Source organism: Aggregatibacter sp. HK296, from assembly GCF_980469475.1.
This window is the reverse complement of sequence record NZ_OZ413142.1, coordinates 1184172-1209746: the sequence shown is the minus strand read 5'-3', so window position 1 is coordinate 1209746 and position 25575 is coordinate 1184172. Positions and strand designations below refer to the sequence as shown.

The following is a 25575-nucleotide window of genomic DNA, read 5'->3' as shown; positions in this document are numbered from 1 at the left end:
TAAAACTTCATTTTTTATCACTCAATGTGGCGTGATAAATGTGTTAAAATGCGCAGCATTTAGAATATACCGTAAAAAATGACCGCACTTTATGTCAGAGAAAATTAACACCAAACCTTTCATTCTTCATTCCGATTTCAAGCCCTCCGGTGATCAACCACAAGCCATTGCCAAGCTTGCCGAAAATTTAGAAGACGGCTTGGCGCACCAAACCTTACTGGGCGTTACGGGTTCCGGAAAAACCTTTACGATTGCCAATGTGATTGCGCAGTTAAACCGACCGGCCATGTTGCTTGCGCCAAATAAAACTCTTGCGGCGCAGCTTTATGCGGAAATGAAAGCTTTTTTCCCTGAAAATGCGGTGGAATATTTCGTTTCTTACTATGATTATTACCAGCCGGAAGCCTATGTGCCGAGCAGCGACACCTTCATTGAAAAAGATGCGTCTATTAACGATCAAATCGAGCAAATGCGTTTGTCGGCGACTAAATCTTTTTTAGAGCGGCGAGATACCATTGTGGTTGCCTCGGTTTCCGCTATTTATGGTTTGGGCGACCCGGATTCTTATTTGCAAATGATGTTGCACTTGCAGCAAGGGGCGATAATCAATCAGCGTCAGATTTTGGCGAAGTTGGCAGAATTGCAATATACGCGTAACGACCAGGCGTTTCAGCGCGGTACATTTCGTGTGCGCGGGGAAATTATCGATATTTTCCCGGCAGAATCCGATGAGCGCGCAGTACGTATCGAATTATTTGATGATGAAATTGAGCGCTTGAGTCTTTTCGATCCACTCACAGGAAGCAGCTTTGGTATCGTGCCACGTTTCACCGTGTATCCAAAAACGCACTACGTCACACCGCGCGAGCGCATTTTAGATGCCATTGAAAAAATCAAAGTGGAACTGGCGCAACGACGGGAATATTTCATTAAAGAGAATAAATTGTTAGAAGAACAACGCATTAGCCAACGTACTCAATTTGATATTGAAATGATGAACGAATTGGGCTATTGCTCGGGGATTGAAAACTACTCACGTTATCTGTCGGGCAGAAATGAAGGTGAACCGCCGCCGACCTTATTTGACTATATGCCGTCTGACGCCATTTTAATTATTGACGAATCTCACGTCACGGTACCGCAAATCGGTGGGATGTATCGTGGCGACCGTTCCCGTAAAGAAACGTTGGTGGAATATGGTTTCCGTTTGCCTTCGGCGTTGGATAACCGCCCGTTACGTTTTGAGGAATTTGAACGTTTGGCTCCGCAAACCATCTATGTTTCGGCTACCCCGGGGCCTTATGAGCTAGAAAAATCCGGTGCAGAAATTATCGATCAGGTAGTGCGCCCAACGGGCTTACTGGATCCGCAAATTGAAATTCGTCCGGTGTCTATTCAAGTGGATGATTTGCTTTCTGAAGCGCGTCAAAGAGCGGATAAAAATGAGCGCGTTTTAGTGACAACGCTGACTAAAAAAATGGCGGAAGATTTAACGGATTATTTGGATGAACACGGGATTCGTGTGCGTTATTTGCACTCCGATATTGATACGGTGGAGCGTGTGGAAATTATCCGTGATTTGCGCCTAGGCGAATTTGATGTATTGGTCGGGATTAACTTATTACGGGAAGGCTTGGATATTCCCGAAGTGTCCCTCGTGGCGATTTTAGATGCAGACAAAGAGGGCTTTTTGCGCTCCGAACGTTCCTTAATTCAAACCATCGGACGTGCCGCGCGAAACTTGAATGGTAAAGCGATTTTGTATGCGGACAGCATCACTAAGTCTATGGAAAAAGCCATTACGGAAACCAATCGCCGCCGTGAAAAACAAACGAAATATAATGAAGAACACGGCATTGTGCCGCAGGCGTTAAATAAAAAAGTGGGTGAATTGTTAGATATCGGTCAGGGCGCCAATCAAAAAGCAAAAGCCAATAAACAACGCGGAAAAATGGTGGCAGAACCGACCGCACTTTATACGGTACCAACCTCACCGAAAGAATATCAACAACAAATCAAGAAACTGGAACAGCAAATGTATAAATTTGCGCAAGATTTGGAATTTGAAAAAGCCGCTGCGGTGCGGGATCAATTACAGCAATTGCGGGAAAGTTTTATGCTATCAGGCGAGTAAAAGTGCGGTCGTTTTTTCCGGTATTTTTAATAAAAAAGGCGAAATCAATTCGCCTTTTTTGTTTTTTAAAGATGCTTATTGCACTAACAAATAGAAGTTGCTGTCACCACGGATAATGTTTAATGCAATGGCGGACGGTTTGCTATCTAATGCTTTGCGCAATTGACCTAAGTTTTCGACTTTTTGGCGGTTAATGCCAATGATGACATCGCCATTTTTCAAACCACGTTGTTCTGCTAAGGAATTTGGTTTGATTTTACCAATAGATACGCCTTTTACGCCTTTTTCATCGTAGTTATTTAATTCTGCGCCATCTAATGCCGGTAATAGGCTATTGGCGGTGGTTTGAGTTTGTTCGTCTGATTGTAACGTAACTTTGGCGGTATTGGATTTGCCATCGCGTAAATAGGTTAGCTCAATTTGTTTACCCGCGCCGGAAGTGGCGATTTTGGCACGCATTTCCGCAAAGCTAGAAATCGCTTGACCGTTCATTGCTGTGATGACATCGCCTGCTTTTAAGCCGGCTTTATCGGCAGCAGAGCCCGGCATCACTTCGCTCACGAAAGCGCCTTTTTTCGCTTCGATATCAAAAGCTTGAGCTAAATCGGCATTTAATTCTCCGCCTTTGATACCTAACATACCGCGGCGAACTTCACCAAATTCAAGAATTTGTTGTACGAGATTGTTCGCCATGTTGCTCGGAATCGCAAATGCAATACCCGCATTGCCGCCACTTGGGGAAATAATGGCGGTATTAATACCAATGAGTTCCCCGTTTAAATTGACGAGCGGACCACCGGAGTTACCACGGTTTACGGCAGCATCTGTTTGAATATAGTTTTCGTATGTGCCGCTGTCAGAGCCCATGGAGCGACCTAAAGCAGACACGATACCGGAGGTCACGGTTTGTCCTAAACCGAACGGATTACCAATAGCAACCGTGAAATCGCCTACGCGTAATTTATCGGAATCCGCGAGTTTAAGTGCGGTCAAATTTTTCGGATTTTCTACTTGAATCAAGGCTACATCAGACATTTCGTCAGCACCGATCACTTTCGCTTTAAATTCGCGGCCATCGTGTAATTGCACGGTAATTTTGTCGGCATCTTTAATCACGTGGTTGTTTGTTAATACATAACCTTTTTCCGCATTGATAATGGCGCCGGAACCAATACCTTTGAAATTACGCGGTGCGCGATTGCGATCGAACATGTCCGGGCCAAAGAAGAATTTAAATTCTTCCGGAATATCATCATCCATTTCAGCTGAACTGCCTTTTTGTTTTCCTTCGACGGAAATAGACACCACGGAAGGTAATACTTTTTCCAGCATTGGTGCCAAGCTTGGAAGTTGCTGTCCTGCTACGATGGAAACTGGTGTTTCTGCTTGGCTCATCATTGGGGTTGTTAAAATGCTTAATCCGAGAGCAATGCCGGTTAAAACAAAATGACGTTTTTTCATTAAATGTTCTCCAATCAAAAAAAATAAAAAACGAAATCTCAATGAGTTTCGGTGATGACTATGACAAGTAAAATGGTTGAATGTTCTTGGTTTTTTATTTAATTCATGAGGAAAAAGAAAAGTGCGGTGAGTTTTTTTAATAAATGTTCAAACAATAAAACGCCCTTCAATTGAAGGGCGCTTGTTGAATTATCTTTCTGCTTTGAATAAACCTGAAGAACCTTCGGAATAGTCTTTCGGTGGATCTTCTGTTTTAGACGGGGAAACGTTGCCTTTTTCATCCAATAAACTGTGTTGGAACAAGGTGCTGTCGTTCAGTTCCGGCAGTAGTTGAGTCGAGGAGTGAGCAAGATGTTGGTACAGTTTTTGATAATCTTGCGCAAGAGATTTCAACAAATCGGCGCTTTCCGCAAAATGTTTTTCCAATTGTTGTTTTTGGCTTTCCAATTGCTCTTTTGCGACTCGCAATTCCGCTTCAGTTTTCACTTGTTTTTTGGCAGACTCTTTTGTGAGTCGTAATAAGAAATAACCAATAACAAAACCCACCACTAAACCGATTAACGCTGCTTGCCACATTTCAGCTGTCCAAGTTTGCATAAATAACCTCCTCTAATTTATGTGAAACAATTGATTAAATCATAGCCTGAACAGGGTTTTATTTCTATGTGTTAGATCACAGAACGAAAATTTTTCGGAAAATAAAAGGGCGAATATTTTTCGCCCTTCAAAAATGTTTTTAAAAACGACCGCACTTTACTGCCAATTTTCACGTTTTGCCTTTTGCAATTTAGCATAGGCTGCTAATAATTTTTGGTGTTCGCTAAAGTTAGCGAGGGTTTCGTCGCTGGCTGGCAGGTTATAGAACGGATTTCCGCCTTGAATTGCGCCCCACGCAAATTCCACTGCATCTTTGCCGTACATCTTCTCGAACACCGGACGATATTGTTGTGGCTCGCGGTGTTCATCCATAAACAATTCAAGGCTGCTGATTAAGCAACGATAATAGTTGGCGCGTTCGGCGGTGAACACGGAGCTGTTCATGTTATATGTCCAGTTCGCCCAGTCTAATGCCATGGCCAAGTCGCCTAAAGCGAGATAAAGCATGGATTTTAATTCACCGATGCGCAAGGTCGTCCAACCGCTGGCTTTCGGTGCTACGATGCCGATAAATTCACGCACACGGGTGGCATCGTCAATGCCTTGTTCATCCAGTTCATCCAAGAGTTCTTGATAGGTTTCTTGGTCGTGGTGGAAGTGCGGTAAGTCCAGCAGGATTTCGCGCCAGTCCATGCCCATGTTACTGTTGGCGTAAATTAAGTCGTCCGCCGGATAAATATCGGACATGCTCGGCACAATGATACGACAGGCGTAAACACCTAAGTGGTTATAATCCATGATGTAAACCTCTTTGCTTTCCTCGCGGAGAGTCGTCATGAGGTTATCATATTCTTCATGGGTATCTTTGCCGGAGAAGTTCCAATCGGCGAACTCATAATCCGGTGTGTCTTTGAATAAATCCCAAGAAATTAAACCGCTGGAATCAATGAAATGGGTTTCCAAATTGGCGTGTTCTGCCACATCATCGTTATTGAATGACGGCGGGGCGAAAACGTCCAACTCTTTTAGGCTGCGACCTTGTAATAATTCGGTAACGGTACGCTCTAATGCCACTTGGAAGTTTGGATGTGCCCCGAAAGAGGCAAAACACGTGCCATTGGTCGGGTTGAGCAAAATGACACAAATCACCGGGTATTGACCGCCAAGAGAAGCGTCATATGCCAAAATAGGGAAACCTTCCTGTTCCAGTTTGTCGATAGAGGCTTGAATGGAAGGATAACGCGCCATCACTTCCTGAGGAATTAACGGTAGGCTAATGGCTTCCGCAATAATTTTGTTTTTCACATAGCGCTCAAACACTTCCGACAATCCCTGTACACGGGCTTCAAATTGGCTGTTGCCGGCAGACATCCCGTTGGAAACATAAAGGTTAGAGATAATATTTTGCGGAATATACACCGTCTGTTGATCTGATTGGCGTACATAAGGCAGCGCGACAATACCTCGCTCATAGTTGCCCGATTGCAAATCCACTAAAAGTTCAGGAGTCAACTCCTGATTCGGATCGAAATGTTCAAATAAATGATCGTCTAAAATGCCTTGAGGCAACAACGCCTCGTCTTCAATCGGGAACCATTTTTCGTTTGGATAGTGCACAAAATCGCTGTTGGCAATGTCTTGCCCTAAATAGAAATCTGTCCAGAAATAGTTGGTGGAAAGACGCTCAAAATATTCGCCCAATGCGGAAGCTAATGCCGCTTTTTTACTGGCGCCCTTGCCGTTGGTAAAACATTGCGGGCAGTCTTTGTCGCGAATATGTACCGACCACACGTTTGGCACGGGATTTAACCACGAGGCTTCTTCAATATTAAAGCCAAGTGCGGTCAGTTTTTGCTGAAATTTTTCAATACTTTCCTCAAGGGCGGCATCTTTGCCGGGAATAAAAGTTTGTTCAGTCATAATGTTCCTGTTTTGACGTGTTTTTTCTTGAATCGCCCAGAAAAATAGGCGTTTTCCCCTCCTTCTCTCCCGTAAATAGGCGAGGAGAAGATAAATTGAATTTAAAGCGGTAGCCCCGCGAGTACGGCATAACCTTCTTGCATGCCATGCACGCGATAGTCTGTATCTGCTTCAATGAACGCTGCTTGTCCTTGCTTTAATGTCATTTTTTGTTGTGCGGCTTCCAACGTGATTTCACCCGCCATCACTAAGAGAATCGTGCCGTTTAAAGTGCGGTCGGAAATCTCGGTGTTTTTGGCGTAAGGCATATTGCTCAAGGCAAAATCGGCAATGGGCGTCGGGTAGGTGTAAACCTGATTTTTAGGTGCCGGCGCGATAATCTGAGGGACAATTTCACTGCAATCGATGATTTTTAGCAATTGTTCGATATCGACGTGTTTCGGCGTTAGCCCGCCACGAATCACGTTGTCGGAACAGGCCATTAGTTCAATATTTTGCCCGCGTAAATAAGCGTGCGGCACGCCGGCCGCTTGGAAAATACCTTCGCCAACCTGCAAATTCACAATATTGAACAGGTAGAAACTCATTAAACCTGCATCTAACTTGTCTCGCGAAATCTGCATGGCGTGCAATGTGTAAAGCACCCAGTAATCAGGATCCTGCATGGCAAGTTGATTTTGCTCGTAAGCCTTCTGTTGACCCTCAATAATCGGCAAGAGCCATTGTGCTAATTGATCTTGTGTTGCCAACATAATGTCAACATAAAAATCCGCTAAATTCTGCGAGGCCAATTTTGTTGCCAGTTCCGCAAGTGACGGGCGTTGGCGTAGGGTATCGAGAATTTGGGCTTTGGTTTTAAAACCATGTAAAAGCCAAAAATCGGATAAGGCAATCATCATTTCCGGCTTATGGTTATCATCCTTGTAGGTGCGTTTCGGATCATTTAACGGGATGCCTGCGGCATTTTCCTGCGCAAAGCCAATTTCAGCTTGTTCTTTGGTTGGGTGTAACTGGATGGAAAGCGGATTGGCAACATCTAAAACTTTCAGCAAATAAGGCAAATTATCCCCAAATAATTGGCGGCTTTGTTGTCCAAGTGCGGTGGGATTTTGGTGTAAAAAATCGTCTAATGATATTTCCTCTTTTGTGCCAATAACCTGTGACGGTGCCGATGGGTGAGCGCCAAGCCAGTATTCGGCATAGTGAGATTCAGTTTTATCAATATGCAATAAATGAGGAATATAACGTTCACCACCCCACACATAATGTTGAAGGCGACCATTCAGCGGATAAATACCTGCCATAATTTGCTCTCTATTAGATTTGCTGTTCTATAAAATCGGGTCGCATTCTAGCATATTCTCACCTTTGGCTGTTGCTATAGAAAGGCTTTTTTTATACATTTAGCAGCGTCTAACATTTCTTCTTTAACCAAATTAAATGTAGACGTTTCGGACCATTGAATGAACCCTAGGAGGAATAAACATGGCACAAGGACATTATGAATTAAAAGTCGCGAAAGACGGTCAATTTATGTTCAATTTGATTGCTACTAACGGACAAGTGATTTTAACCAGCGAGCTTTACAAAACCAAAGCCTCTGCGCAAAACGGCATTGCTTCCGTACAGAAAAACGGCGTAGATGAGAAAAATTTTGAGTTTCGCACGACAAAAAGCGATCAACCGTATTTCGTGTTGAAAGCGGCTAACCATCAAGAAATCGGTCGTAGCCAATATTATTCCTCACAGGCGGCTGCACAAAAAGGTGTGGAATCCGTGATGAATAATGCCTCAACTGAGGATATTCGTGAAATTACGGCATAACATGCAAGTATAAATGAACATTATCGGCACTTAGGTGCCGATTTTTTTATCTAAAACAGGGCGTTAATTAGAAAACAGGTTTTCTTTTTAAAATGCGATCTTCATCATATTTTTTACTGATTTATTGAAGTAATATTCCACAAAGCACTTTGCCTTTGAAGGGAAAGCACCAAGTCTGGCAAGTGTGGTATTTGGGGCATAAACCATGTCGTCAATTAAGGAGAAAACTTATGTTTAAACAGCTTCAACAGGTTGGTAAGGCATTTATGTTGCCGATTGCCATTTTACCTGCTGCCGGTTTGCTACTAGGGATTGGTGGCGCATTATCTAACAAAGCCACTGTGCAAGCCTATCCATTATTGGATCATTCTGTTTTGCAAGGTGTGTTTCAGATCATGTCTGCAGCCGGTTCGGTGGTGTTCGGCAATTTGGCATTATTGCTTTGTATCGGTTTGGGCATTGGTTTAGCCAAACGGGATAAAGGGGTTGCGGCGTTGGCGGCAACCGTCGGCTATTTGATTATGACCGGTACGATTGCGGCATTGATTCCATTGTTTTCACCGGAAACCAAAGGAATTGATACGGGCGTGATCGGTGCTTTAGTGATGGGCTTGATTACCGTCAAATTGCACAATAAATATCATAATATTCAATTGCCTCAAATTTTAGGCTTCTTCGGCGGTTCACGTTTTGTGCCGATTGTCACCTCTTTTGCGGCGATTTTTGTCGGTGCTATCTTCTTTTTAATTTGGCCGACATTTCAAAATTGGTTGTTGTCTGCCGGTGAACATATTGCTTCCATGGGCGCAATCGGAACATTCTTTTATGGCTTCCTCATGCGCTTATGTGGTGCGGTCGGCTTGCACCACATGATTTATCCTTTATTTTGGTACACCGAATTAGGTGGTACGGAAATTGTGAATGGTGAAACTATTATCGGGGCGCAAAAAATCTTCTTTGCCCAATTGGCGGATCCGAATCACCAAGGCTTATTTACCGAAGGCACACGTTTCTTCGCAGGCCGTTTTGATACCATGATGTTCGGCTTGCCGGCAGCCTGTTTGGCGATGTATCACTGTGTGCCGAAAGCGCGTCGTAAAACCATTGGCGGGTTATTCCTTGGTGCGGCGTTGACCTCTTTTATTACAGGGATCACTGAGCCTATCGAATTTATGTTCTTATTCGTTGCGCCTTGGTTGTATGTTTTCCATGCCTTTTTAGACGGCGTTTCCTTCTACATTGCCGACATTTTGAATATTTCCATCGGTAACACGTTCTCCGGCGGATTTATTGACTTCCTGTTGTTTGGGATCTTGCAAGGCAATGAAAATACCAACTGGTTTACGGTAATTTGGGTAGGCGTATGTTGGGCCGCGTTATATTATTTCAGCTTCCGTTTCTTAATTACCCAATTTAATGTGATGACCCCGGGACGTGCAGAAGAGCAAGAAGACAGCGTGGAGCAACAAACCTCTTCTTTAACGGAAAACGCCCACGAGATCATCAGCGCGCTAGGTAGCGCAGAAAATATTGAAAACGTGGATGCTTGCATTACCCGTTTACGGGTGGCGGTGAAAGACGTCAAATTAGTGGATAAACCACGCTTAAAAGCGTTAGGTGCTGTTGAAGTATTAGAAGTCGGTGGTGGCGTACAAGCAGTTTATGGAGCTAAAGCGGTATTATATAAAAGCGAGATTAACCAGATTTTAGGTAAAGAAGATTAATTTTTTCTTCGCTATGAATGTGAACGGTCAGAAATAGATTTATTTCTGACCGTTATTTTTTCTTCAAAGACTAAAGATCTTCCGCTTGTTTTAACGCTTCTGCCGGTTGTAAAAACGCCGGAATTTTTGACCGCACTTTTTGCGGATTAAGTGTTAATGGGTAGGTGCGTTTTTGCGCTACGATAACCGTTAACGGGGCAAACCAACCGGCGGTTTGATGGGATAGCGCCAAATTCCGCTGTTCCAAAATATCAAAGTTTAATAATTCCAACCAATCAATGATCCGCCAAATGCAATAATGACGCGCAGGAAAGTCTCCCGTTTTGGATTTAAAAAATAGGCCGTTAAGCGGATTAAACAGACTGAGAAATAAATAGCCGTCATCATTAAGAACGCGGTGAGTTTCACGCAACACTTGATGGGGATCTTGCACAAAATTCAGCGTGTTGGCCAACACACAAGCATCCAACTGCTGTTGAATAAAGGGGAGTTCGGTGAGCTTGGCTTGTACAACTGAATGATGAGCGTCTAAAAGTGCGGTCAAATTTTCCGTTATTTTTTCGCTGAGGCTAATTTGGTGGCGCAAGGGCAAATTACATTGAATTTCTGCGCTAAGTCCGCCAATTTTCAGAATCTGATAACCACAAATTTTTGTAAACCAAGGGGCGAAATAAGCGTTTAATGCGTTACAATAAGCGCGCCCATTTGGCAGTTGTTGCCAACCGGTGGGCATCGCCAGTGACTTTTCATATTTAGCACGCCACATCATGGTAACTCCGAGGTCCTATGTTAATTCCGATTCCTGCGTTAAACGATAATTATATTTGGCTTTATGCACGGGAAAATTTACCGTTGCTCATTGTTGATTTGCCCGAAACCGACAAGCTGTTTCACTTGTTGGAAGAACAACATTTTTCCGTTGAAGCATTGTTGCTCACGCACAACCATGCAGATCACACAGAGGGTGTTGCGGCGTTTAAACAACGTTTCCCGCAAGTACCGATTTATGGCCCGGCAGAGTGCGCTGCTTATGGGCTGACTCAGGTGATTAATGAAGGCGACCTTATCACCGAACATTATCGAATTCAAGTATTGCCCACTGGCGGGCATACGGCGCAGCATGTGAGTTATTGGGTGGATGGGCATTTGTTTTGCGGTGATGCCTTATTCTCCGCCGGTTGCGGTCGAGTGTTTACCGGTGATTATGCGCAAATGTTCGCTACCATGCAGCGTTTTGCAGCGTTGCCTGATGACACCATTGTTTGCCCGGGGCATGAATATACGTTAAGTAATTTAGCGTTTGTGCAACGCGTTTGGGCAAACAAAAGTGCGGTGGAAAATCATCGCGTTTTGGTGGCGCAGTTACGTGCTGAAAATAAACCAAGCCTACCCACCACAATCGGTTTAGAAAAGCGCATTAATCCGTTTTTAACGGCAACCAACTTGGCGCAATTCACGCAATTACGCCAAGCAAAAGATACGTTTTAGAAATTTGATGCTTCGCAATAAAATTGCAGATTAATGGCTTTTTTCTTGCGCTAATTTGCCCAAACAGGGGCAATTCAGCTAGAATATAGCCCGTTTTTATGTCTATTTTTTATATTTTAGTGGGATAAATGTTGCCGTATTTGTTGTGTCAACATAATAAAGTGCGGTAATTTTTTATGTATTTTTTATGACGATTTTAGTTCTTGGTATAAATCACAAAACCGCCTCTGTTGCCCTACGGGAAAAAGTTGCTTTTTCTGACGAAAAACGTGCTTTTGCTTTGCGCCATATTCGGCAAATTGAATTAGCCGAAAGTGCGGTGATTTTGTCCACTTGTAACCGAACTGAAGTTTATCTTCACAATAAAACTGTCCCACCACAAGAAACGCAACATTGGATTCGCCAAGCTATACAATGGTTTGCCGAAGTTCATCAACTGGACTTAACCGAGCTTCAGCGTTGCCTTTACACTTATGAAAACCTACCGGCTGTCAATCATTTAATGGAAGTGGCATGTGGCTTGGATTCATTGATTTTAGGCGAGCCGCAAATTTTGGGACAAGTGAAGCAAGCTTATCAAATGAGCGAGCAGCACTATCAACAAGAACAGCAAGCTATTTCCGGCGAATTATCTCGTTTATTTCAAAAAACATTTTCCACGGCAAAACGCGTGCGTACAGAAACCAATATCGGTGAAAGTGCGGTATCTGTGGCATACGCTGCTTGCAGTTTAGCGCGCCAAATTTTTGAATCGCTGAGCGAATTAACCATTTTATTAGTGGGCGCAGGGGAAACTATTGAATTGGTGTGCCGTCATTTATTGCGTCATGGCGTAAAAAACATGGTGATTTCCAACCGCACTTTAGCCCGTGCAGAAGCCCTCGTGGAGAAATTAGATACAACGGTGGATATTCAAATCCTGCCGCTAGAACACTTACAGCAAGGTTTAAATCAAGCGGATATTGTGATTAGCTCTACCGGCAGCCCGCATATTCTGATGAGCCGCAACATGGTTGAAAAGGCGCAAATCATGCGTCGCTATCGTCCGATGTTGTTGGTGGATATTGCCGTGCCGCGTGACATTGAAGAAAGTGCAGCGGAATTAGACAGTGTTTATCACTATACGGTGGATGATTTACAAAATATCATTCAACATAATTTAAGCCAACGGGAACAAGCCTCTGCGCAGGCAAAGGAAATCATTCAGGCGGAATGCGCGGATTTCTTTGCGTGGTTGAAAGTCCATCAGTTTTCTAATTTGATCCGTCGTTATCGTGAAGAGGCGGAGCTTACTCGTCAGGATTTGCTGGAAAAAGCGATAGCTTCCTTACAACAAGGCGAAGAGGCGGAACAAGTGCTACAAGAATTAAGTTATAAATTAATGAATAAATTGATCCATTCGCCGACAAAAGCCATGCAAACCATGGTGAAAAACGGTAATGCGGTGGGGCTGCAAACCTTTTCCAAAGCCTTGGGAATGGACGATGAATAGTCGTTCCGAATATATTTAAATGCCGTTTAAAATCAGTCAATTTACTTTTACGGGAGAAAAAAATGCGAGAAAGTCCTCAAATCGCGAACGTTGATCTAGTAAAACAAATGAATAGTGCGGTGGTGTATAAGCTCATCGATCAGCAAGGTCCTATTTCCCGTATTCAAATCTCTGAAATAAGCCAACTTGCCCCGGCAAGTGTGACTAAAATCACCCGTCATTTACTTGCTCGCGGTTTAATTAAAGAAGTTGAGCAACAAGAATCTACCGGCGGGCGTCGTGCCACCTCGATTGTGGCAGAGCATAAACATTTTCGTTCTATTTTAGTGGGCATTGGACGTGAGCATTTAACGTTAGCCATTATGGATTTGTCCGCTAAATTAGTAAATAAATCCGTCTTTACGCTTGAGAATTACCCAACGCCACAAGCATTTGAACAGTTTTTATTTCAACGCTTGGATGAATTTATTCAAGAAAACCAAAAGCGTAGCAGTGAGTTTATTGCTATCGGTATCACTGTTCCCGGCTTTGTGGATGTTAAAAGCAACATGATTGAACAGGTTCCGCACTTTGACCTAAGCACGCCTTGGGACTTGGCAAATCACGTTGCCGAACGTTTTAATTTACCTACCTATATCGGGCATGATGTGCGTAGTTTAGCTCTTGCGGAGCACTATTTTGGTGTCACGAAAGATTGTTACGATTCGTTGCTATTGCGTATTCATCGCGGTGTTGGTGCGGGAATTGTGATTAATCACGAACTCTTTTCCGGCTATAAAAAGAATGTAGGCGAAATTGGGCATATTCAGGTGGATCCGTTAGGAAAACGTTGTATGTGCGGCAATGTGGGCTGCTTGGAAACGGTGGTCAGCAATTCAGCAATTGAAAATAAAATGTCGGAGTTATTGGAAGATGGTTACCAAAGTAAATGGCTTTCTTTGGAAGCCCATGACATTGAGGCAATTTGCAAAGCCAGCAATAAGCAAGATGTGGTAGCCACAGAGTTAATTGAACACGTTGGTACACAAATCGGGCGTGTGTTGGCAATGAGTGTGAATATGTTTAATCCGGAAAAAATTGTGATTTCCGGTGAAATAACCCAAGCCAAAAATGTCTTATTTGCCGCAATTCGTCGCACCTTGGAAAGTCATGCATTACCGGCGTTTGTCCAAAATACGCCATTAGTCGCATCGGAGCTTAGCAATGAAGATGTGATAGGTGCTTTTGCTTTAGTAAAAAGAGCCTTGTTTGATGGCAGTTTACTGCGCCGTTTAATTGAAGAATAAATCTTCAAGAGAAAAGTGCGGCCCTCAAAAAGAATATTTTTGAGAGCCGGAATGACTAAAAGTCATTTAGGTTGAGAGAGGAGTAAACTAAGCGTTGAATAAAATTAATGCGATTTGTTTAATCTCTATCCGAATGATCTAATTTTATTTATTTTCCCAAAAAAATGGTTGACGAGTAGGGGCAATATCCGCATAATACGCCCCGCAAAGTCAATGAGATGATTGCAAAGAAATGGCTATGTAGCTCAGTTGGTTAGAGCACAACACTCATAATGTTGGGGTCACAGGTTCGAATCCCGTCATAGCCACCATATTTGCGGGACTGGCGAAATTGGTAGACGCACCGGATTTAGGTTCCGGCGCCGCGAGGTGTGTGGGTTCAAGTCCCTCGTCCCGCACCATTTATTTCATTGATATCAATATAGTTGTTGGGGTATCGCCAAGCGGTAAGGCACCGGGTTTTGATCTCGGCATCCCTAGGTTCGAATCCTAGTACCCCAGCCATACTATTCTCAGTTTCTACTTATAATAAAAATCTATTGGGGTATCGCCAAGCGGTAAGGCACCGGGTTTTGATCTCGGCATCCCTAGGTTCGAATCCTAGTACCCCAGCCACCTTTTTTGTCTTCCCTATCAGTTAATTCGACTTGAATTCATTTAATGAAAATTTTTTATCGTAATTATCCACCGCACTTTTTTCTTATTGAATGCATTGGATTTTTTAGTCTTGGTATTTCTCCCAAGAAGAGTCATCCAAAATTTTACCGAAATGGCTTTCAATTAGCCGTTTAGTAATATCCGTTTGTGGGTCCGTGAAAATTGAATGCGTCTCACCGTATTCAATCATCACGCCGTCTTCCATCACTAAAATTTCATCGGCAATATGCTTAATGATGCCTAAATGCTGACCAACATAAATATAGGCAAGTCCTAGCTTGTTTTGTAATTCGAGCATTAAATTGGTCAGTTGGGTTTTGACCGTGGTATCTAATGACCCAACCGCATCATCAATAATGATAATTTGTGGATCTAAAATTAACGCGCGTGCAAGGGCAATACGTTGCTTTTGGCTCACGGAAAGCGTATTAATTTTAATATTGGCTTGATCAGGATGCATTCCCACTAATTTCAAAATATCAAAAATTTTCTGATTGCGTTCTTGCTCATTTAGATGTGTGGCCAATAGCAATGGCGTATCAAGAATTTGTCCCACATTGAGGCGTGGATTAAACGCCGTATTCGGATCCTGAAACACCATGCGGATATGTTTGGAGCGATAGTTGTAATCACCGAAAGTGAGTGGTTTATCTTTGAATAGGATTTTGCCTGAAGTGGGTTCGGTGATGCCTACGATCATTTTTGCCAAGGTAGATTTTCCTGAGCCATTACGTCCGATAATCGCCAATGTTTTGCCCGCTTCGAGGGAAAAACTGATTTCTTCTACTGCGCGAAAATAACCGGGGTTAAGCAGACCGAGTGTATTTTTAAATGATTTTGTGAGATCTTCCACTTGTAATAATGGCATTTTCTTTCCTTTATTCTTGATCGGAACTTAAAGTGAGCGGTTGAATCAATTCTTTTTCTTTGATTTTCTTTTCCCGTAAATTGATGGGAAAATGGCAGAAAAATTCATGCTGTTTAATACGAAGTGCGGTCGGTTTTACGATACATTTTTTCTGCGCAAATGGGCAGCGGGGGCCAAGACGACAGCCAATCGGCATTTGTTCCAGTAGGGGAACCGAACCTTTGAGTGTGCCAAGTTGACTTTTAAAAGGCAAAGGTTGAGTGAAATCCGGAATGGAATGCAACAAGGCTTGGGTATAGGGGTGATGTGGGGTTTCTAAAATATTCTCTTTAGGGCCGGATTCTGCATTTTGTCCGCAATATAGCACAATAAATGAATCACACCACTCACTGATAGTGTTAATGTCATTACTGGCAAGTAAAATGGATGTGCCTTGGTTTTGATTCATACTTGAAAGCAGACGGAATATTTGCACTTTTGTAATGGATTCCACCGAATTTGCCGGTTCATCGGCAATCAGTAATCGAGGTTGGTTTGCCACGGCAATGGCAATCATGACTTTTTGCCCTTCTCCTTCGGTTAATTCATGAGGGTAACTGCGCATGATATCTTTGTGTTCTTTGATTCCGACGCGATGCAGTAACTCAATGGCGCGACGTTTTTTCCAATTAAATAAACGCTGCCACCAACGACCTTTAAATGTCCATCCGGGGATGCTTTGGATAAGTTGTTTACCAATTTTCTGGCTAGGATCAAGACAGGTTAACGGATCTTGAAACACCATCGAAATTTCTTTACCCACAAGTTTGCGACGTTGTGCCGGTTTGAGTTTTAGCAATTCAATATCATTAAAACGGAAACGATCAGCGGTAACAATCCAAGAATCTTTAAAGGCATTACAGATAACTTTAGCAATGAGGCTTTTGCCTGAACCGGATTCACCGACCAAGCCACAAATTTCCCCTTCATCGATTGTAAAACTCACATTATCGACAATGCGGATTAACCCATTTGGGGTTTGGATATCAATGCGAAGATTGCGAATATCTAGGAGAGCCATAGTTATCTACTCATAATATTTGGTAATCGCTCGGCATAGCCCATTGGTAAACACCAAGCCGATTAGTACGCTGATGATAATTGCAAGTCCCGGCAGAATAACCGTCCAAGGGGCTAAATAAATTAATTCTAAGGAGTCTTTTATCATCGCCCCCCATTCCGGTGCTGGGCGTTGTGCGCCAAGAGAAATAAAACTGAGGGCACTAATATCCAAAATAGCAATCGTAAATGCACGGGAGATTTCTTGAATATATTGTGGTGCAATGTTGGGTAAGATGGTTTCTTTCAGTAACACGCTATTAGAGATGCCGTCTAAGCGTAACATCAATACATATTCTTTTTTGAGCTCTGCTTGAATGCTGCGATAAATTTCATGTACGAAATAAGGTAGCAATGCTAAGGTGATTGCCAACATGGCGTTAATTAAACTTGGTTCCATTAAAGTGGCAATAATGATTGCCACTAATAACACCGGAATAGTGAGGAAGGCATCTAAAAAATGGCCAAGCACACGAGATTTAATACCTTGCGACATTCCCGCCCAAATACCAAGTCCGCCACCGATAAGTGCAGTCAGAATTACTACAATAATGGCAGCACCAACGGTGTAGGTCGTGCCGATAATAATACGACTGAGCACATCCCGACCAATATCATCGGTTCCTAAAAAATAGGCGATCTGGCCGTTATTGGCCCAAGAAGGCGGCATAAGTTCTTGCCCGATAAATTGCATTTCAGCAGAGTAAGGGGCAATCAATGGACTAAAAAGTGCGGTCAAAATCAGCACTAAAAGAGCATAGAAACTGAAAAGCGCAATGCGATCTTCTCGGAAGAGTGCCCAAATATGCTTTAACGAATCGCTTTCGCGAAAATCTTCAGGTTCTCTATCTTGCATGCCAACCCTTCTTATTTAACGGATCCAAAATAAAGATTAAGCTTTCAGATGCCACTTTAATGATAATAATACAAAGCCCGATAGTAATGATGCCGGCTGAAATACTGTTGTAGTCTTGCTGTGTGACGGCATCAATTAACCAACGTCCGATTCCCGGCCAACCTAAGGTATTTTCAACCAACATACATTGTGTAATCACCAACGTAAATAAACGGGTGGTGTGAGGAATTAACAAAGGCAAGGTGTTGCGCAAAATGTATTTACGTAACACGCTAAATTTCGACCAACCTCGTGTAGAAGCGACTTTAACGTAGTTTTGTTGGAAGATAAATTCAGCTCGTTGTTGCACTAAACGTACGATTTCCATGGTAGGTAAAATGGTTAAAACTAAAGTCGGTAACGCCAAGTGTTGCAAAACGTTTTGGATGATTTTAATCCGATAAGGCGCTTCAACAAACCAAACATCAATAATTGGGAAACCGCTAATCGGCTTGATTTCATAAAGTAAATTGTATTGCCCGATAGCAGAAATTTCCCACGAATTAATGGCGGAAAAATACAATAAAATCGGCGCAATCCAAAATACCGGCAAGGAGAGACCGACAGCAGATAAAGTTCGGATGGTTTTTCCGATAAAATTAGCAGGATAAGTTGCACCGATGAGCCCAAGGGGAATACCGAACAATGTTGCCAGTAAAATCGCACAAAAACAGAGTTCTAATGTTGGTGGGAGCACGGTAAAAATTGTCGATTTAAGGGCTTCACCACCGTTATAACTGATACCTAAGTCGCCTTGGATAAGGCGCACCAAATAATGAAAATACCCATTGTAAAAGTGCGGTGTCATTAATTCGGCATTCAGTGGATCCCGCATCAAAATCAGATAACTGATTAATGTCAGGATAAGAAATGTCAAAACGAGAAAAACACATTGTCGAATCAGAGAATTAAACATTACTTGTGTCCTTTTCGTAGTGATAGCGTCGAGAAGTTCAAGGTGCCGAAGGGGCTCATCTCAATATTTTGTACGCGACCATTAGCGACCAAAACTCGTTTGACGTTTGCAATAGGGATGATCGGCAATTCTGATAAAATTAATTCTTGCGCTTGGTTGTAGGCTTCGGAGCGAATCTGTTGATTGGAACTATCTAATGCACTATCCATGATGTTATCGAAGTGTTCGTTGCACCAGTTGGATAAATTGGTGATTTCGTTTGAGGTGCTACAACTTAAAATCGGGCGCATAAAACTGTCGGGATCTAAATTTCCCCCGAGCCAACCGGTTAAAATCATGTCGTAGTCTTCAGATTTATTATGTAATTGCTCAATTAAAAATGTTCGTGTAACCGGGCGAATTTTCACGTCAACGCCGGCATTCGCAAGATCTGATTTAATTAATTCTGCCATTTTAAGCGGAGCCGGGTTATATACCTGTTCTTCATTAATCACCCACATCGTCAAGCTTAATTTTTTATCTTGTAACACTTGTTTGGCTTTCAATGGCATGAAGTCATACTCAAAATCCGGCGTATTCACGCTTGAAGCCCACGAAATATTCGGAATAATGTTATTCGCCACCGTTGCTGTGTTGTGATAAATCGTTTTAATGATTCTTTTACGATTAATGGCTTGTGAGATTGAGTGTCGCAATGCCGGATCTTGAATTGCTGTCTTTTGGAAATTAAACGCCAAATACGACAAATTCATGCCTTCAACACTTTTCATATAATAGCGTGCGTCATTTTCCTTCAGTAACCCTAACTGACTAACTTCCGGATAGGAAGCAATTTGGCATTCACCGTTAAAGAATTTCACCAAGCGCCCGGTACGATCTGCAGATAAATCAATCAGAATGTCATGAATTTTAGCTTCTTTTTTCCAATATTCTTCGTTTTTTTCTAAACGCACATATTGATTGCGGAAATAGTTTTTGACTTTATACGGGCCGGTGCCGACAGGCAAGGTGTCTAGTTGTACTAAGTTATCGTCTGCATTAAGCTGCACCGCATATTCTTGCGAGAAAATAATCGCGTATTGACTTGCTAAGTGAGACAAAATGGAAGCATCAGGTTTGAATAAGGTAATCTCTACCGTATGCGGATTGATGGCTTTCACCGATTCAATTTTTTGGTTTAGCTTAATGCTTTCAAAATAAGGAAAGCGCACCTTTTTCGCCTGTTCATGGAAAATACGATATTGCGGATTTTTATAGCTGACGGAAGTTTGTTCTAACGTCGGTAAATACGTCTCATAACCTAATACCCGATTGAGCGAAAACACGACATCATCCGCATTAAAATCACGGGTCGGTTTAAACCAATCGGTCTGGTGGAACTTAATCCCACGGCGTAAATGAATGGTGATCACTTTGCCATCGGGCGAAAGCGAGTAAGATTGTGCCAATACGGGGATTGGCTCGGCAGCGGTGTTCGAAATTTCAAACAGTTTATTGTAAATCTGCTCTGTCACCACGTTCATACTGGTTCCCGCATCCGCCGTTTGCGGATTAAAGGAAAAGCCGGAGGCGTGCGTGCAATAAATCAATCCGTTGTCTGTCAGTTCTTCAGGCACGCGTGGTGCCGCCGTTGCAGAATCCACCGCAAAAGCAAACAAACAAACAGGCACAATTAATTTTTTATACAACATCATAAACGGATCAACAGGCTAAAAATGAATGCCAAATTGTAAGATATATTCCGTGGATATTCTAGCGAATCTGCCAGTTCTGAAAATTTGTCGCCCAAAATGACCGCACTTTTCTTCCATTATTTCCTTAATCCCAAGCAAATTAAGCGCCTCTTCATTTTTTCGGTATAATATCGCTCATTATCTATGTCATTTTCCCTTAATTAAAAAGAACGGAAATTATGCTAAATCATCTGCAAAAAGAATTAAATGAACTGGTTAATCGCGGTTTGGATCGTACATTACGCATTGCTGTGACAGGGCTAAGTCGAAGTGGAAAAACTGCGTTTATTACGAGTTTAATTAATCAGTTGTTACATATTAATCGCGTCGATAATAGCCATCTTCCCTTGTTTGATGCGGCACGCCGACATGGCATTATTGCGGTAAAACGTATTCCGCAATTGGATTTGTCCGTCCCTCGTTTTGATTATGAAGGCAATCTTAACGCATTGTCTCAACAACCACCGAAGTGGCCACAGTCCACCAAAGGCGTAAGTGAAACACGTCTGGCGATTCGTTATCAGCGCAGTAGCGGTTTATTGCGTCATGTGAAAGAAAAAGGGACGTTGTATCTGGATATTTTTGATTATCCGGGAGAATGGCTGTTGGATTTGCCGTTGTTGGATTTGGATTTTCAGCAATGGTCGCTAGAATTGCAGCGGCAGCTTAATTCGACACATTTGAAATTTGCACAAAGCTGGTTGGAAAAAGCTCAAAACGTGAATTTAACTGCGCCGGCGGATGAGGATATTTTGGCGCAACTAGCCAAGGATTACACCGATTATTTATGGCAATGTAAACAGCACGGATTGCATTTTATTCAGCCGGGGCGATTTGTGTTACCCGGTGAGCTGGAGGGGGCACCGGCTTTGCAATTTTTCCCCTTGTTGCATTTAACCGAATCACAATGGCAACAAGTGAAAAATGAAGCGAAAGAAAACAGTTATTTTGCGGTGTTGCAAAAACGCTACGATTATTACCGTCGGCACATTGTGAAAGATTTTTATCAACAGTATTTTTCCACTTTTGATCGGCAAGTGATTTTGGCGGATTGCTTAACGCCGTTGAATCACAGTCGCGAAGCGTTTGAGGACATGCAATTAGCGTTACATCAACTGTTTCGCAATTTTCATTACGGCAAACGTAATTTCTTGAACCGCCTTTTTTCGCCGAAAATCGATAAATTGATGTTTATCGCCACCAAAGCAGATCATATCACCACCGATCAGTTACCGAATTTGGTCAGCCTCATGCGTCAGTTAGTACAGGATGGCGGGCGTTACGTGGAGTTTGCCGATATTGCTACCGATTACACCGCCATTGCGTCTATTCGGGCAACGCAACAGATGGTGGTAAATCAACATGGTCGTCAATTTAAAGCCATTCAAGGCGTGCGGAGTAGCGATTTGCAAAAAGTCACGCTTTATCCCGGCAGTGTGCCGAGTAAATTGCCGAGTGCTGATTTTTGGCAAGATCAAAAATTTGAATTTGATCAGTTTGAACCGCGCCGTTTAGAACAGGGTGAAAACATACCGCACTTACGAATGGATGCCGTGTTGCAATTTTTGCTGGGCGATAAGTTATAACAGGAGCAAGCAGAATGGAAAAAACGATTTTTAGTCAACAGGAGCAGGTTGAACAACAGGAAGCTTTCATCGCCAAGCAGGAATTTCATGAAGAACAGGCTGTGCCGGATACGGATGCAGACAATGTGCCTTTGGAAGGTGAATTGTTAGAAGTGCAATTTGAGCAAAGTGTTCAACCGCCACCGCGTTGGTGGAACCGAGCCCTGATAGGAACCGCACTTTTATTTTTTACGGCGACAGTGGCGCAGTCCGTACAATGGCTGGTGGATACTTGGCAGCAAAATCAATGGATCTATTTTGCCTTTTCCTTGGTGTTATGTTTGGCGGTGTTACTTGGCATTTCTGCCATCATTGGTGAGTGGCGACGTTTGGTGCACTTGCGTAAGCGGGGTGAAATGCAGCATCAAAGCCGTGAATGGCTGGAAAGTGCGGTCGTTTCTCACGGTGAATTTTCTGCGGCAACCCATCAACAAGCGATTGAATTGTGTGAGCAAATGGGCAAATTAATGAAACTGGACGCGCAACAAAGCGATTTGGCGAAGTGGCGTCAGCAAATGAACGAATCTTATTCCGTGCCGGAAGTATTGCATTTGTTCAGTCAAAATGTGTTGCAGCCATTTGATAAACAGGCCAAAAAACTCATTAACAAAGCAACGACAGAGTCGGCCGCATTGGTAGCAATTAGCCCGCTGGCGTTGGCAGATATGTTTTTTATTGCTTGGCGCAACATTCGTTTGGTCAACCAAATTGCACGGCTTTATGGCATTGAATTGGGCTATGTCAGCCGCCTTCGTTTGTTGCGCATGGTGTTGGTGAATATGGCCTTTGCCGGAGCGACAGAATTGATTCAAGATCTTGGTGTGAATTGGCTTTCGCAAGATCTCACCGCTAAACTTTCTGCCCGTGCCGCACAGGGCATTGGCGTTGGATTGTTGACGGCGCGATTGGGCATTAAAGCCATGGAATTTTGTCGTCCGTTGGCATTTGAGTCGAATGAAAAACCGCGTTTATCTCATATTCATAAAGAATTATTGAGTCATCTTGGCGCGAGTATTTTTGATAATTTGAAAGTAAAGCAAAAAGACAAGGTGTAAACTGTAAATAAAACTTGCCAAAATGGTTGCGATTCTTTGTTGTAACGGTATCATAACTGCTGTTTTCTACCGAATGTGCTTTTTATTTCTTGAGGCTTCTTATGGCAACGTCCCCAAATATTGATGCTTTTTCTCATATCGTGACGCGAAATCCGCAAATGCAGGACATTATCGCCAAAGCGAAAAAATTTGCTTTATTGGATGCGCCATTATTGATTCAAGGTGAAACCGGCACGGGAAAAGATGTGATCGCCAAAGCTTGCCATGATTTTAGTACGCGTCGAAATAAGGAATTTCTTGCGGTGAATTGCGCCGGTATTCCGGGAGAAGATGCGGAAACGGAAATGTTCGGGCGACGCAATAAAGACGGCGAGTTTATCGGTTTTTTTGAATATGCGGATGGCGGCACGGTGTTGTTGGACGGGGTGGAGGAGTTGCCCTTAACCTTACAGGCAAAGCTACTCCGTTTTTTAAGTGACGGCACTTTTCGTCGTGTGGGTGAGGAAGAGGAACATTACGCCAATGTTCGCGTCATTTGTACCACACAACAGCCACTGCAACATTATGTAGAACAAGGCAAAATGCGCAGTGATTTGTTTCATCGATTAAATGTGCTGACGTTAAACTTGCCTCGATTATGCGATCGCGTGGAAGATATTGAGCCACTAGCTCGTCAATTTATCCGAGAAATCAGTGAAAAACTCGCCATTTCTGCACCGCACTTTGATGCTGGATTTTTACATTATCTTCAACAATATCCTTGGTTCGGCAATATTCGTGAACTCTATAATGCCTTGTACCGCGCGGTTTCCTTAACAAAAGATAATCAGTTGCATATTGAGGATTTAGGTTTGGAAACATCGGTCTCTGCATCGCAAGAGATGGAGGGATTGATGATGGAAGGTACAACCTTAGAGGAAATGGTAGGGCGATTTGAAGCGGCAGTGCTGACCAAATTTTACGCCCAATACCCGAGCTCCCGAAAACTTGCCGCTCGCTTGGGTGTTTCCCACACGGCAATCGCCAATAAATTACGTCAATATGGAATTGGCAAAACCTAGTCTTCTTCCGGCTGAATTGGATTAAATGCTTCAAGTATAGGAAAACGTTTCACCAGTTTCAGCCATTCTGTTTTTTCAAGACGAATACTCAATAAAAACTCACCATATTCACTGATTTCTTCTTTTTCCACGCAATTCAGTTCATACAGCGCATGACGGATTTTGCCTTCCGACGGTGACAGTTGAAGCGGGAATTGGAGAATATAATCTGTTAAACGAACACGAATCGCGTCCAATAAAAGTTCAAGGCCATCTGCAGAATTAGCCGAAATATAGACCGCACTTGGGTGATGTTTTTCATCGTATTCTATATGCGATACCACATTTTCTAATTGATCAATTTTGTTGTACACCAACAATCGTGGCACATCTTGCGCCCCGATTTCTTCCAAAACGTGATTCACCGCCTCGATATTTTCTAATTTGCGGGGATCGGCGCAATCAACCACATGGAGCAATAATGCGGCTTCGGTGGTTTCCTGTAAGGTGGATTTGAAGGCGGAAATTAAATCGTGGGGCAAATCCCGTAGAAAGCCAACCGTGTCCGCCAAAATCGTTGTGCCGACATCTTTTAAACTGAGTCGACGCAATGTGGGATCGAGCGTAGCAAATAACTGATCCGCCGCATACACATTGGCAGAGGTCAATAAATTAAACAGGGTAGATTTTCCGGCATTGGTGTAACCCACTAAAGAAATAGTCGGGATATCTGCTTTTTGGCGCGTTTGACGATTCTGATTACGTTGCTTGGCGACTTTTTCCAAGCGATTTTGTAACTGGTTGATACGCACTTTAATTAAACGACGGTCGGTTTCCAGTTGAGTTTCACCGGGGCCACGCAAGCCCACCGCACCTTTTTGTTGATCTAGCCCGGTTTTACGACGCACCAAACGTGTGGCGAGGTGTTTTAACTGGGCCAGTTCCACTTGTAATTTCCCTTCGTGAGAGCGGGCGCGTTGAGCAAAAATATCTAAAATTAAGCCGTTGCGATCGACTACGCGACAATCACACAAGCTTTCTAGATTTCGGGCTTGTGCAGGCGTTAAGGTATGGTTTACTAAAATTAAATCGGCCTGGTATTGTTTGACCGCATCGGCAATTTCTTCCGCTTTGCCTTGCCCAACAAAATATTTGGCTTGTGGCGAACTGCGGCTACCGGTGATGACGGTGAGAATATGTGCTTGAGCAGATTTGGCAAGGAGTTGAAATTCGTTTAAATCGTCTACATTTTTCTGTCCTTCAAAAAAACAGTGCACGATAATGGCATTGTTCAATGCGTGATGTTCATTTTTTTGGGGATTTTCAGACGCAAAAAGTGCGGTGGAAATTTCCGCAGAATCCACCGCACTTTCAGTTAAACGTTGTTGAGTTAAATTATCGAGTAAATTAGCCAATATTTTCCGCTTTGTTATTCTGCTTGAGCATCAATATTGTTTTCTACAGAAGGAGTTTCCTGTTGTACTTGGTGTTGTTGCTGTTGGTTCGCATTGTGATGTGCGACAGAACGTGCCGGAACAACAGTTGAAATTGCGTGTTTATAAACCATTTGATTTACCGTGTTTTTCAATAAAATCACGAATTGGTCAAACGATTCGATTTGCCCTTGTAATTTGATACCGTTTACTAAATAGATTGAAACGGGAATGCGTTCACGACGTAATGCATTCAAGTAAGGATCTTGTAGAGATTGTCCTTTTGCCATTTTTCTTTCCTTCTTTTTGTAAAAAATGATGAATTAAAA

21 protein-coding genes and 4 tRNA genes are annotated in these 25575 nt (G+C 42.9%); 13 read left to right on the top strand and 12 right to left on the bottom strand.

All coding sequences use genetic code 11. From position 1 onward, the window contains the following. Positions 1-91 precede the first annotated feature (91 nt). Positions 92-2134 carry an excinuclease ABC subunit UvrB gene (gene uvrB / locus AC30SH_RS05735; protein ID WP_489582263.1) on the top strand — a complete coding sequence of 681 codons (2043 nt, stop codon included), beginning with the start codon at positions 92-94 and terminating at the stop codon, positions 2132-2134. Positions 2135-2209: 75 nt separating this feature from the next. On the opposite strand, the gene AC30SH_RS05730 is transcribed toward uvrB, so the two are convergent. From AC30SH_RS05730 to manA, 4 genes are all read right to left on the bottom strand, one after another. After that, positions 2210-3595, bottom strand: a complete 1386-nt coding sequence (locus AC30SH_RS05730; RefSeq protein ID WP_489582262.1) for a Do family serine endopeptidase — start codon at positions 3593-3595, stop codon at positions 2210-2212. 189 nt (positions 3596-3784) lie between these two features. Beyond that, the gene (locus tag AC30SH_RS05725; protein WP_109859021.1) at positions 3785-4192 is read right to left on the bottom strand and encodes a Z-ring associated ZapG family protein; all 408 of its coding nucleotides are present in this window, start codon (positions 4190-4192) and stop codon (positions 3785-3787) included. Between the two features lie 156 nt (positions 4193-4348). Continuing rightward, positions 4349-6112 carry a 30S ribosomal protein S12 methylthiotransferase accessory factor YcaO gene (gene ycaO / locus AC30SH_RS05720; protein ID WP_489582261.1) on the bottom strand — a complete coding sequence of 588 codons (1764 nt, stop codon included), beginning with the start codon at positions 6110-6112 and terminating at the stop codon, positions 4349-4351. Between the two features lie 101 nt (positions 6113-6213). Continuing rightward, positions 6214-7416, bottom strand: coding sequence for a mannose-6-phosphate isomerase, class I (gene manA, locus AC30SH_RS05715; protein ID WP_489582260.1), 1203 nt, complete (start codon positions 7414-7416; stop codon positions 6214-6216). A 181-nt stretch (positions 7417-7597) separates the two neighbouring features. Between manA and AC30SH_RS05710 the strand changes: the two genes are divergently transcribed. Continuing rightward, positions 7598-7936, top strand: a complete 339-nt coding sequence (locus tag AC30SH_RS05710) for a YegP family protein (RefSeq protein WP_048749655.1) — start codon at positions 7598-7600, stop codon at positions 7934-7936. A gap of 230 nt (positions 7937-8166) precedes the next feature. Further along, complete coding sequence (locus AC30SH_RS05705; protein WP_489582259.1) at positions 8167-9660, top strand: PTS transporter subunit EIIC; 1494 nt, start codon at positions 8167-8169, stop codon at positions 9658-9660. A 70-nt stretch (positions 9661-9730) separates the two neighbouring features. Here AC30SH_RS05705 and AC30SH_RS05700 read toward each other — a convergent pair whose 3' ends face one another. Further along, entirely contained in the window at positions 9731-10426 is a 696-nt protein-coding gene (locus tag AC30SH_RS05700; RefSeq protein WP_489582402.1) for a class I SAM-dependent methyltransferase, read from the bottom strand. A gap of 20 nt (positions 10427-10446) precedes the next feature. Here AC30SH_RS05700 and gloB point away from each other — a divergent pair, with 20 nt between their 5' ends. The 7 genes from gloB (at position 10447) to AC30SH_RS05665 (ending at position 14541) form a co-directional block, all read left to right on the top strand. After that, the gene (gene gloB, locus AC30SH_RS05695) at positions 10447-11148 is read left to right on the top strand and encodes a hydroxyacylglutathione hydrolase (protein ID WP_489582258.1); all 702 of its coding nucleotides are present in this window, start codon (positions 10447-10449) and stop codon (positions 11146-11148) included. Between the two features lie 187 nt (positions 11149-11335). Beyond that, positions 11336-12640 carry a glutamyl-tRNA reductase gene (gene hemA / locus AC30SH_RS05690; protein ID WP_489582257.1) on the top strand — a complete coding sequence of 435 codons (1305 nt, stop codon included), beginning with the start codon at positions 11336-11338 and terminating at the stop codon, positions 12638-12640. A gap of 62 nt (positions 12641-12702) precedes the next feature. Beyond that, the gene (locus AC30SH_RS05685) at positions 12703-13926 is read left to right on the top strand and encodes an ROK family protein (protein ID WP_314885392.1); all 1224 of its coding nucleotides are present in this window, start codon (positions 12703-12705) and stop codon (positions 13924-13926) included. Between the two features lie 234 nt (positions 13927-14160). Then, positions 14161-14237 (top strand) — tRNA-Met (locus AC30SH_RS05680). Between the two features lie 5 nt (positions 14238-14242). Next, positions 14243-14327 (top strand) — tRNA-Leu (locus AC30SH_RS05675). Positions 14328-14355: 28 nt separating this feature from the next. Beyond that, positions 14356-14430, top strand: a tRNA-Gln gene (locus AC30SH_RS05670). Between the two features lie 36 nt (positions 14431-14466). Beyond that, a tRNA-Gln gene (locus AC30SH_RS05665) sits at positions 14467-14541 on the top strand. A gap of 106 nt (positions 14542-14647) precedes the next feature. Here the strand turns inward: AC30SH_RS05665 and AC30SH_RS05660 are convergent. The 5 genes from AC30SH_RS05660 to AC30SH_RS05640 are packed head-to-tail and all read right to left on the bottom strand — an operon-like array spanning position 14648 to position 20051. Further along, the gene (locus AC30SH_RS05660; protein WP_489582256.1) at positions 14648-15451 is read right to left on the bottom strand and encodes a peptide ABC transporter ATP-binding protein; all 804 of its coding nucleotides are present in this window, start codon (positions 15449-15451) and stop codon (positions 14648-14650) included. Positions 15452-15461: 10 nt separating this feature from the next. Next, entirely contained in the window at positions 15462-16511 is a 1050-nt protein-coding gene (locus AC30SH_RS05655; RefSeq protein ID WP_212510585.1) for a peptide ABC transporter ATP-binding protein, read from the bottom strand. A gap of 6 nt (positions 16512-16517) precedes the next feature. Beyond that, the gene (locus AC30SH_RS05650) at positions 16518-17405 is read right to left on the bottom strand and encodes an ABC transporter permease subunit (RefSeq protein ID WP_212510586.1); all 888 of its coding nucleotides are present in this window, start codon (positions 17403-17405) and stop codon (positions 16518-16520) included. Beyond that, positions 17395-18360, bottom strand: coding sequence for an ABC transporter permease (locus tag AC30SH_RS05645; protein WP_212510587.1), 966 nt, complete (start codon positions 18358-18360; stop codon positions 17395-17397). Before AC30SH_RS05645 ends, AC30SH_RS05650 begins: the two co-directional genes overlap by 11 nt. Next, the gene (locus tag AC30SH_RS05640) at positions 18360-20051 is read right to left on the bottom strand and encodes an ABC transporter substrate-binding protein (protein ID WP_212510742.1); all 1692 of its coding nucleotides are present in this window, start codon (positions 20049-20051) and stop codon (positions 18360-18362) included. The genes AC30SH_RS05645 and AC30SH_RS05640 overlap by 1 nt, the downstream gene beginning before the upstream one ends. 221 nt (positions 20052-20272) lie before the next feature. Here AC30SH_RS05640 and AC30SH_RS05635 point away from each other — a divergent pair, with 221 nt between their 5' ends. From AC30SH_RS05635 to AC30SH_RS05625, 3 genes are all read left to right on the top strand, one after another. Continuing rightward, positions 20273-21679, top strand: a complete 1407-nt coding sequence (locus tag AC30SH_RS05635) for a YcjX family GTP-binding protein (RefSeq protein ID WP_314885390.1) — start codon at positions 20273-20275, stop codon at positions 21677-21679. 14 nt (positions 21680-21693) lie between these two features. Beyond that, positions 21694-22773 (top strand): TIGR01620 family protein, encoded by a 1080-nt coding sequence (locus AC30SH_RS05630; RefSeq protein ID WP_212510589.1) that lies wholly within the window; start codon positions 21694-21696, stop codon positions 22771-22773. 101 nt (positions 22774-22874) lie between these two features. After that, entirely contained in the window at positions 22875-23834 is a 960-nt protein-coding gene (locus AC30SH_RS05625; protein ID WP_314885388.1) for a sigma 54-interacting transcriptional regulator, read from the top strand. Here the strand turns inward: AC30SH_RS05625 and hflX are convergent. Then, positions 23831-25228 (bottom strand): ribosome rescue GTPase HflX, encoded by a 1398-nt coding sequence (gene hflX, locus AC30SH_RS05620; protein WP_390882333.1) that lies wholly within the window; start codon positions 25226-25228, stop codon positions 23831-23833. The genes AC30SH_RS05625 and hflX overlap by 4 nt on opposite strands. A 14-nt stretch (positions 25229-25242) precedes the next feature. Further along, the gene (hfq, locus tag AC30SH_RS05615) at positions 25243-25536 is read right to left on the bottom strand and encodes an RNA chaperone Hfq (protein WP_109127805.1); all 294 of its coding nucleotides are present in this window, start codon (positions 25534-25536) and stop codon (positions 25243-25245) included. Positions 25537-25575: the final 39 nt, after the last annotated feature.

What these genes read in the sequence shown, in the direction of transcription:
- AC30SH_RS05625 (WP_314885388.1), top strand. Translation starts at nt 22,875, where the DNA reads ATGGCAACGTCCCCAAATATTGATGCTTTTTCTCATATCGTGACGCGA.
- ycaO (WP_489582261.1), bottom strand. Translation starts at nt 6,112, where the DNA reads ATGACTGAACAAACTTTTATTCCCGGCAAAGATGCCGCCCTTGAGGAA.
- hemA (WP_489582257.1), top strand. Translation starts at nt 11,336, where the DNA reads ATGACGATTTTAGTTCTTGGTATAAATCACAAAACCGCCTCTGTTGCC.
- AC30SH_RS05710 (WP_048749655.1), top strand. Translation starts at nt 7,598, where the DNA reads ATGGCACAAGGACATTATGAATTAAAAGTCGCGAAAGACGGTCAATTT.
- uvrB (WP_489582263.1), top strand. Translation starts at nt 92, where the DNA reads ATGTCAGAGAAAATTAACACCAAACCTTTCATTCTTCATTCCGATTTC.
- AC30SH_RS05660 (WP_489582256.1), bottom strand. Translation starts at nt 15,451, where the DNA reads ATGCCATTATTACAAGTGGAAGATCTCACAAAATCATTTAAAAATACA.
- AC30SH_RS05655 (WP_212510585.1), bottom strand. Translation starts at nt 16,511, where the DNA reads ATGGCTCTCCTAGATATTCGCAATCTTCGCATTGATATCCAAACCCCA.
- AC30SH_RS05635 (WP_314885390.1), top strand. Translation starts at nt 20,273, where the DNA reads ATGCTAAATCATCTGCAAAAAGAATTAAATGAACTGGTTAATCGCGGT.
- AC30SH_RS05730 (WP_489582262.1), bottom strand. Translation starts at nt 3,595, where the DNA reads ATGAAAAAACGTCATTTTGTTTTAACCGGCATTGCTCTCGGATTAAGC.
- gloB (WP_489582258.1), top strand. Translation starts at nt 10,447, where the DNA reads ATGTTAATTCCGATTCCTGCGTTAAACGATAATTATATTTGGCTTTAT.
- AC30SH_RS05640 (WP_212510742.1), bottom strand. Translation starts at nt 20,051, where the DNA reads ATGTTGTATAAAAAATTAATTGTGCCTGTTTGTTTGTTTGCTTTTGCG.
- AC30SH_RS05685 (WP_314885392.1), top strand. Translation starts at nt 12,703, where the DNA reads ATGCGAGAAAGTCCTCAAATCGCGAACGTTGATCTAGTAAAACAAATG.
- AC30SH_RS05700 (WP_489582402.1), bottom strand. Translation starts at nt 10,426, where the DNA reads ATGTGGCGTGCTAAATATGAAAAGTCACTGGCGATGCCCACCGGTTGG.
- AC30SH_RS05650 (WP_212510586.1), bottom strand. Translation starts at nt 17,405, where the DNA reads ATGCAAGATAGAGAACCTGAAGATTTTCGCGAAAGCGATTCGTTAAAG.
- AC30SH_RS05705 (WP_489582259.1), top strand. Translation starts at nt 8,167, where the DNA reads ATGTTTAAACAGCTTCAACAGGTTGGTAAGGCATTTATGTTGCCGATT.
- AC30SH_RS05645 (WP_212510587.1), bottom strand. Translation starts at nt 18,360, where the DNA reads ATGTTTAATTCTCTGATTCGACAATGTGTTTTTCTCGTTTTGACATTT.
- AC30SH_RS05725 (WP_109859021.1), bottom strand. Translation starts at nt 4,192, where the DNA reads ATGCAAACTTGGACAGCTGAAATGTGGCAAGCAGCGTTAATCGGTTTA.
- hfq (WP_109127805.1), bottom strand. Translation starts at nt 25,536, where the DNA reads ATGGCAAAAGGACAATCTCTACAAGATCCTTACTTGAATGCATTACGT.
- AC30SH_RS05630 (WP_212510589.1), top strand. Translation starts at nt 21,694, where the DNA reads ATGGAAAAAACGATTTTTAGTCAACAGGAGCAGGTTGAACAACAGGAA.
- manA (WP_489582260.1), bottom strand. Translation starts at nt 7,416, where the DNA reads ATGGCAGGTATTTATCCGCTGAATGGTCGCCTTCAACATTATGTGTGG.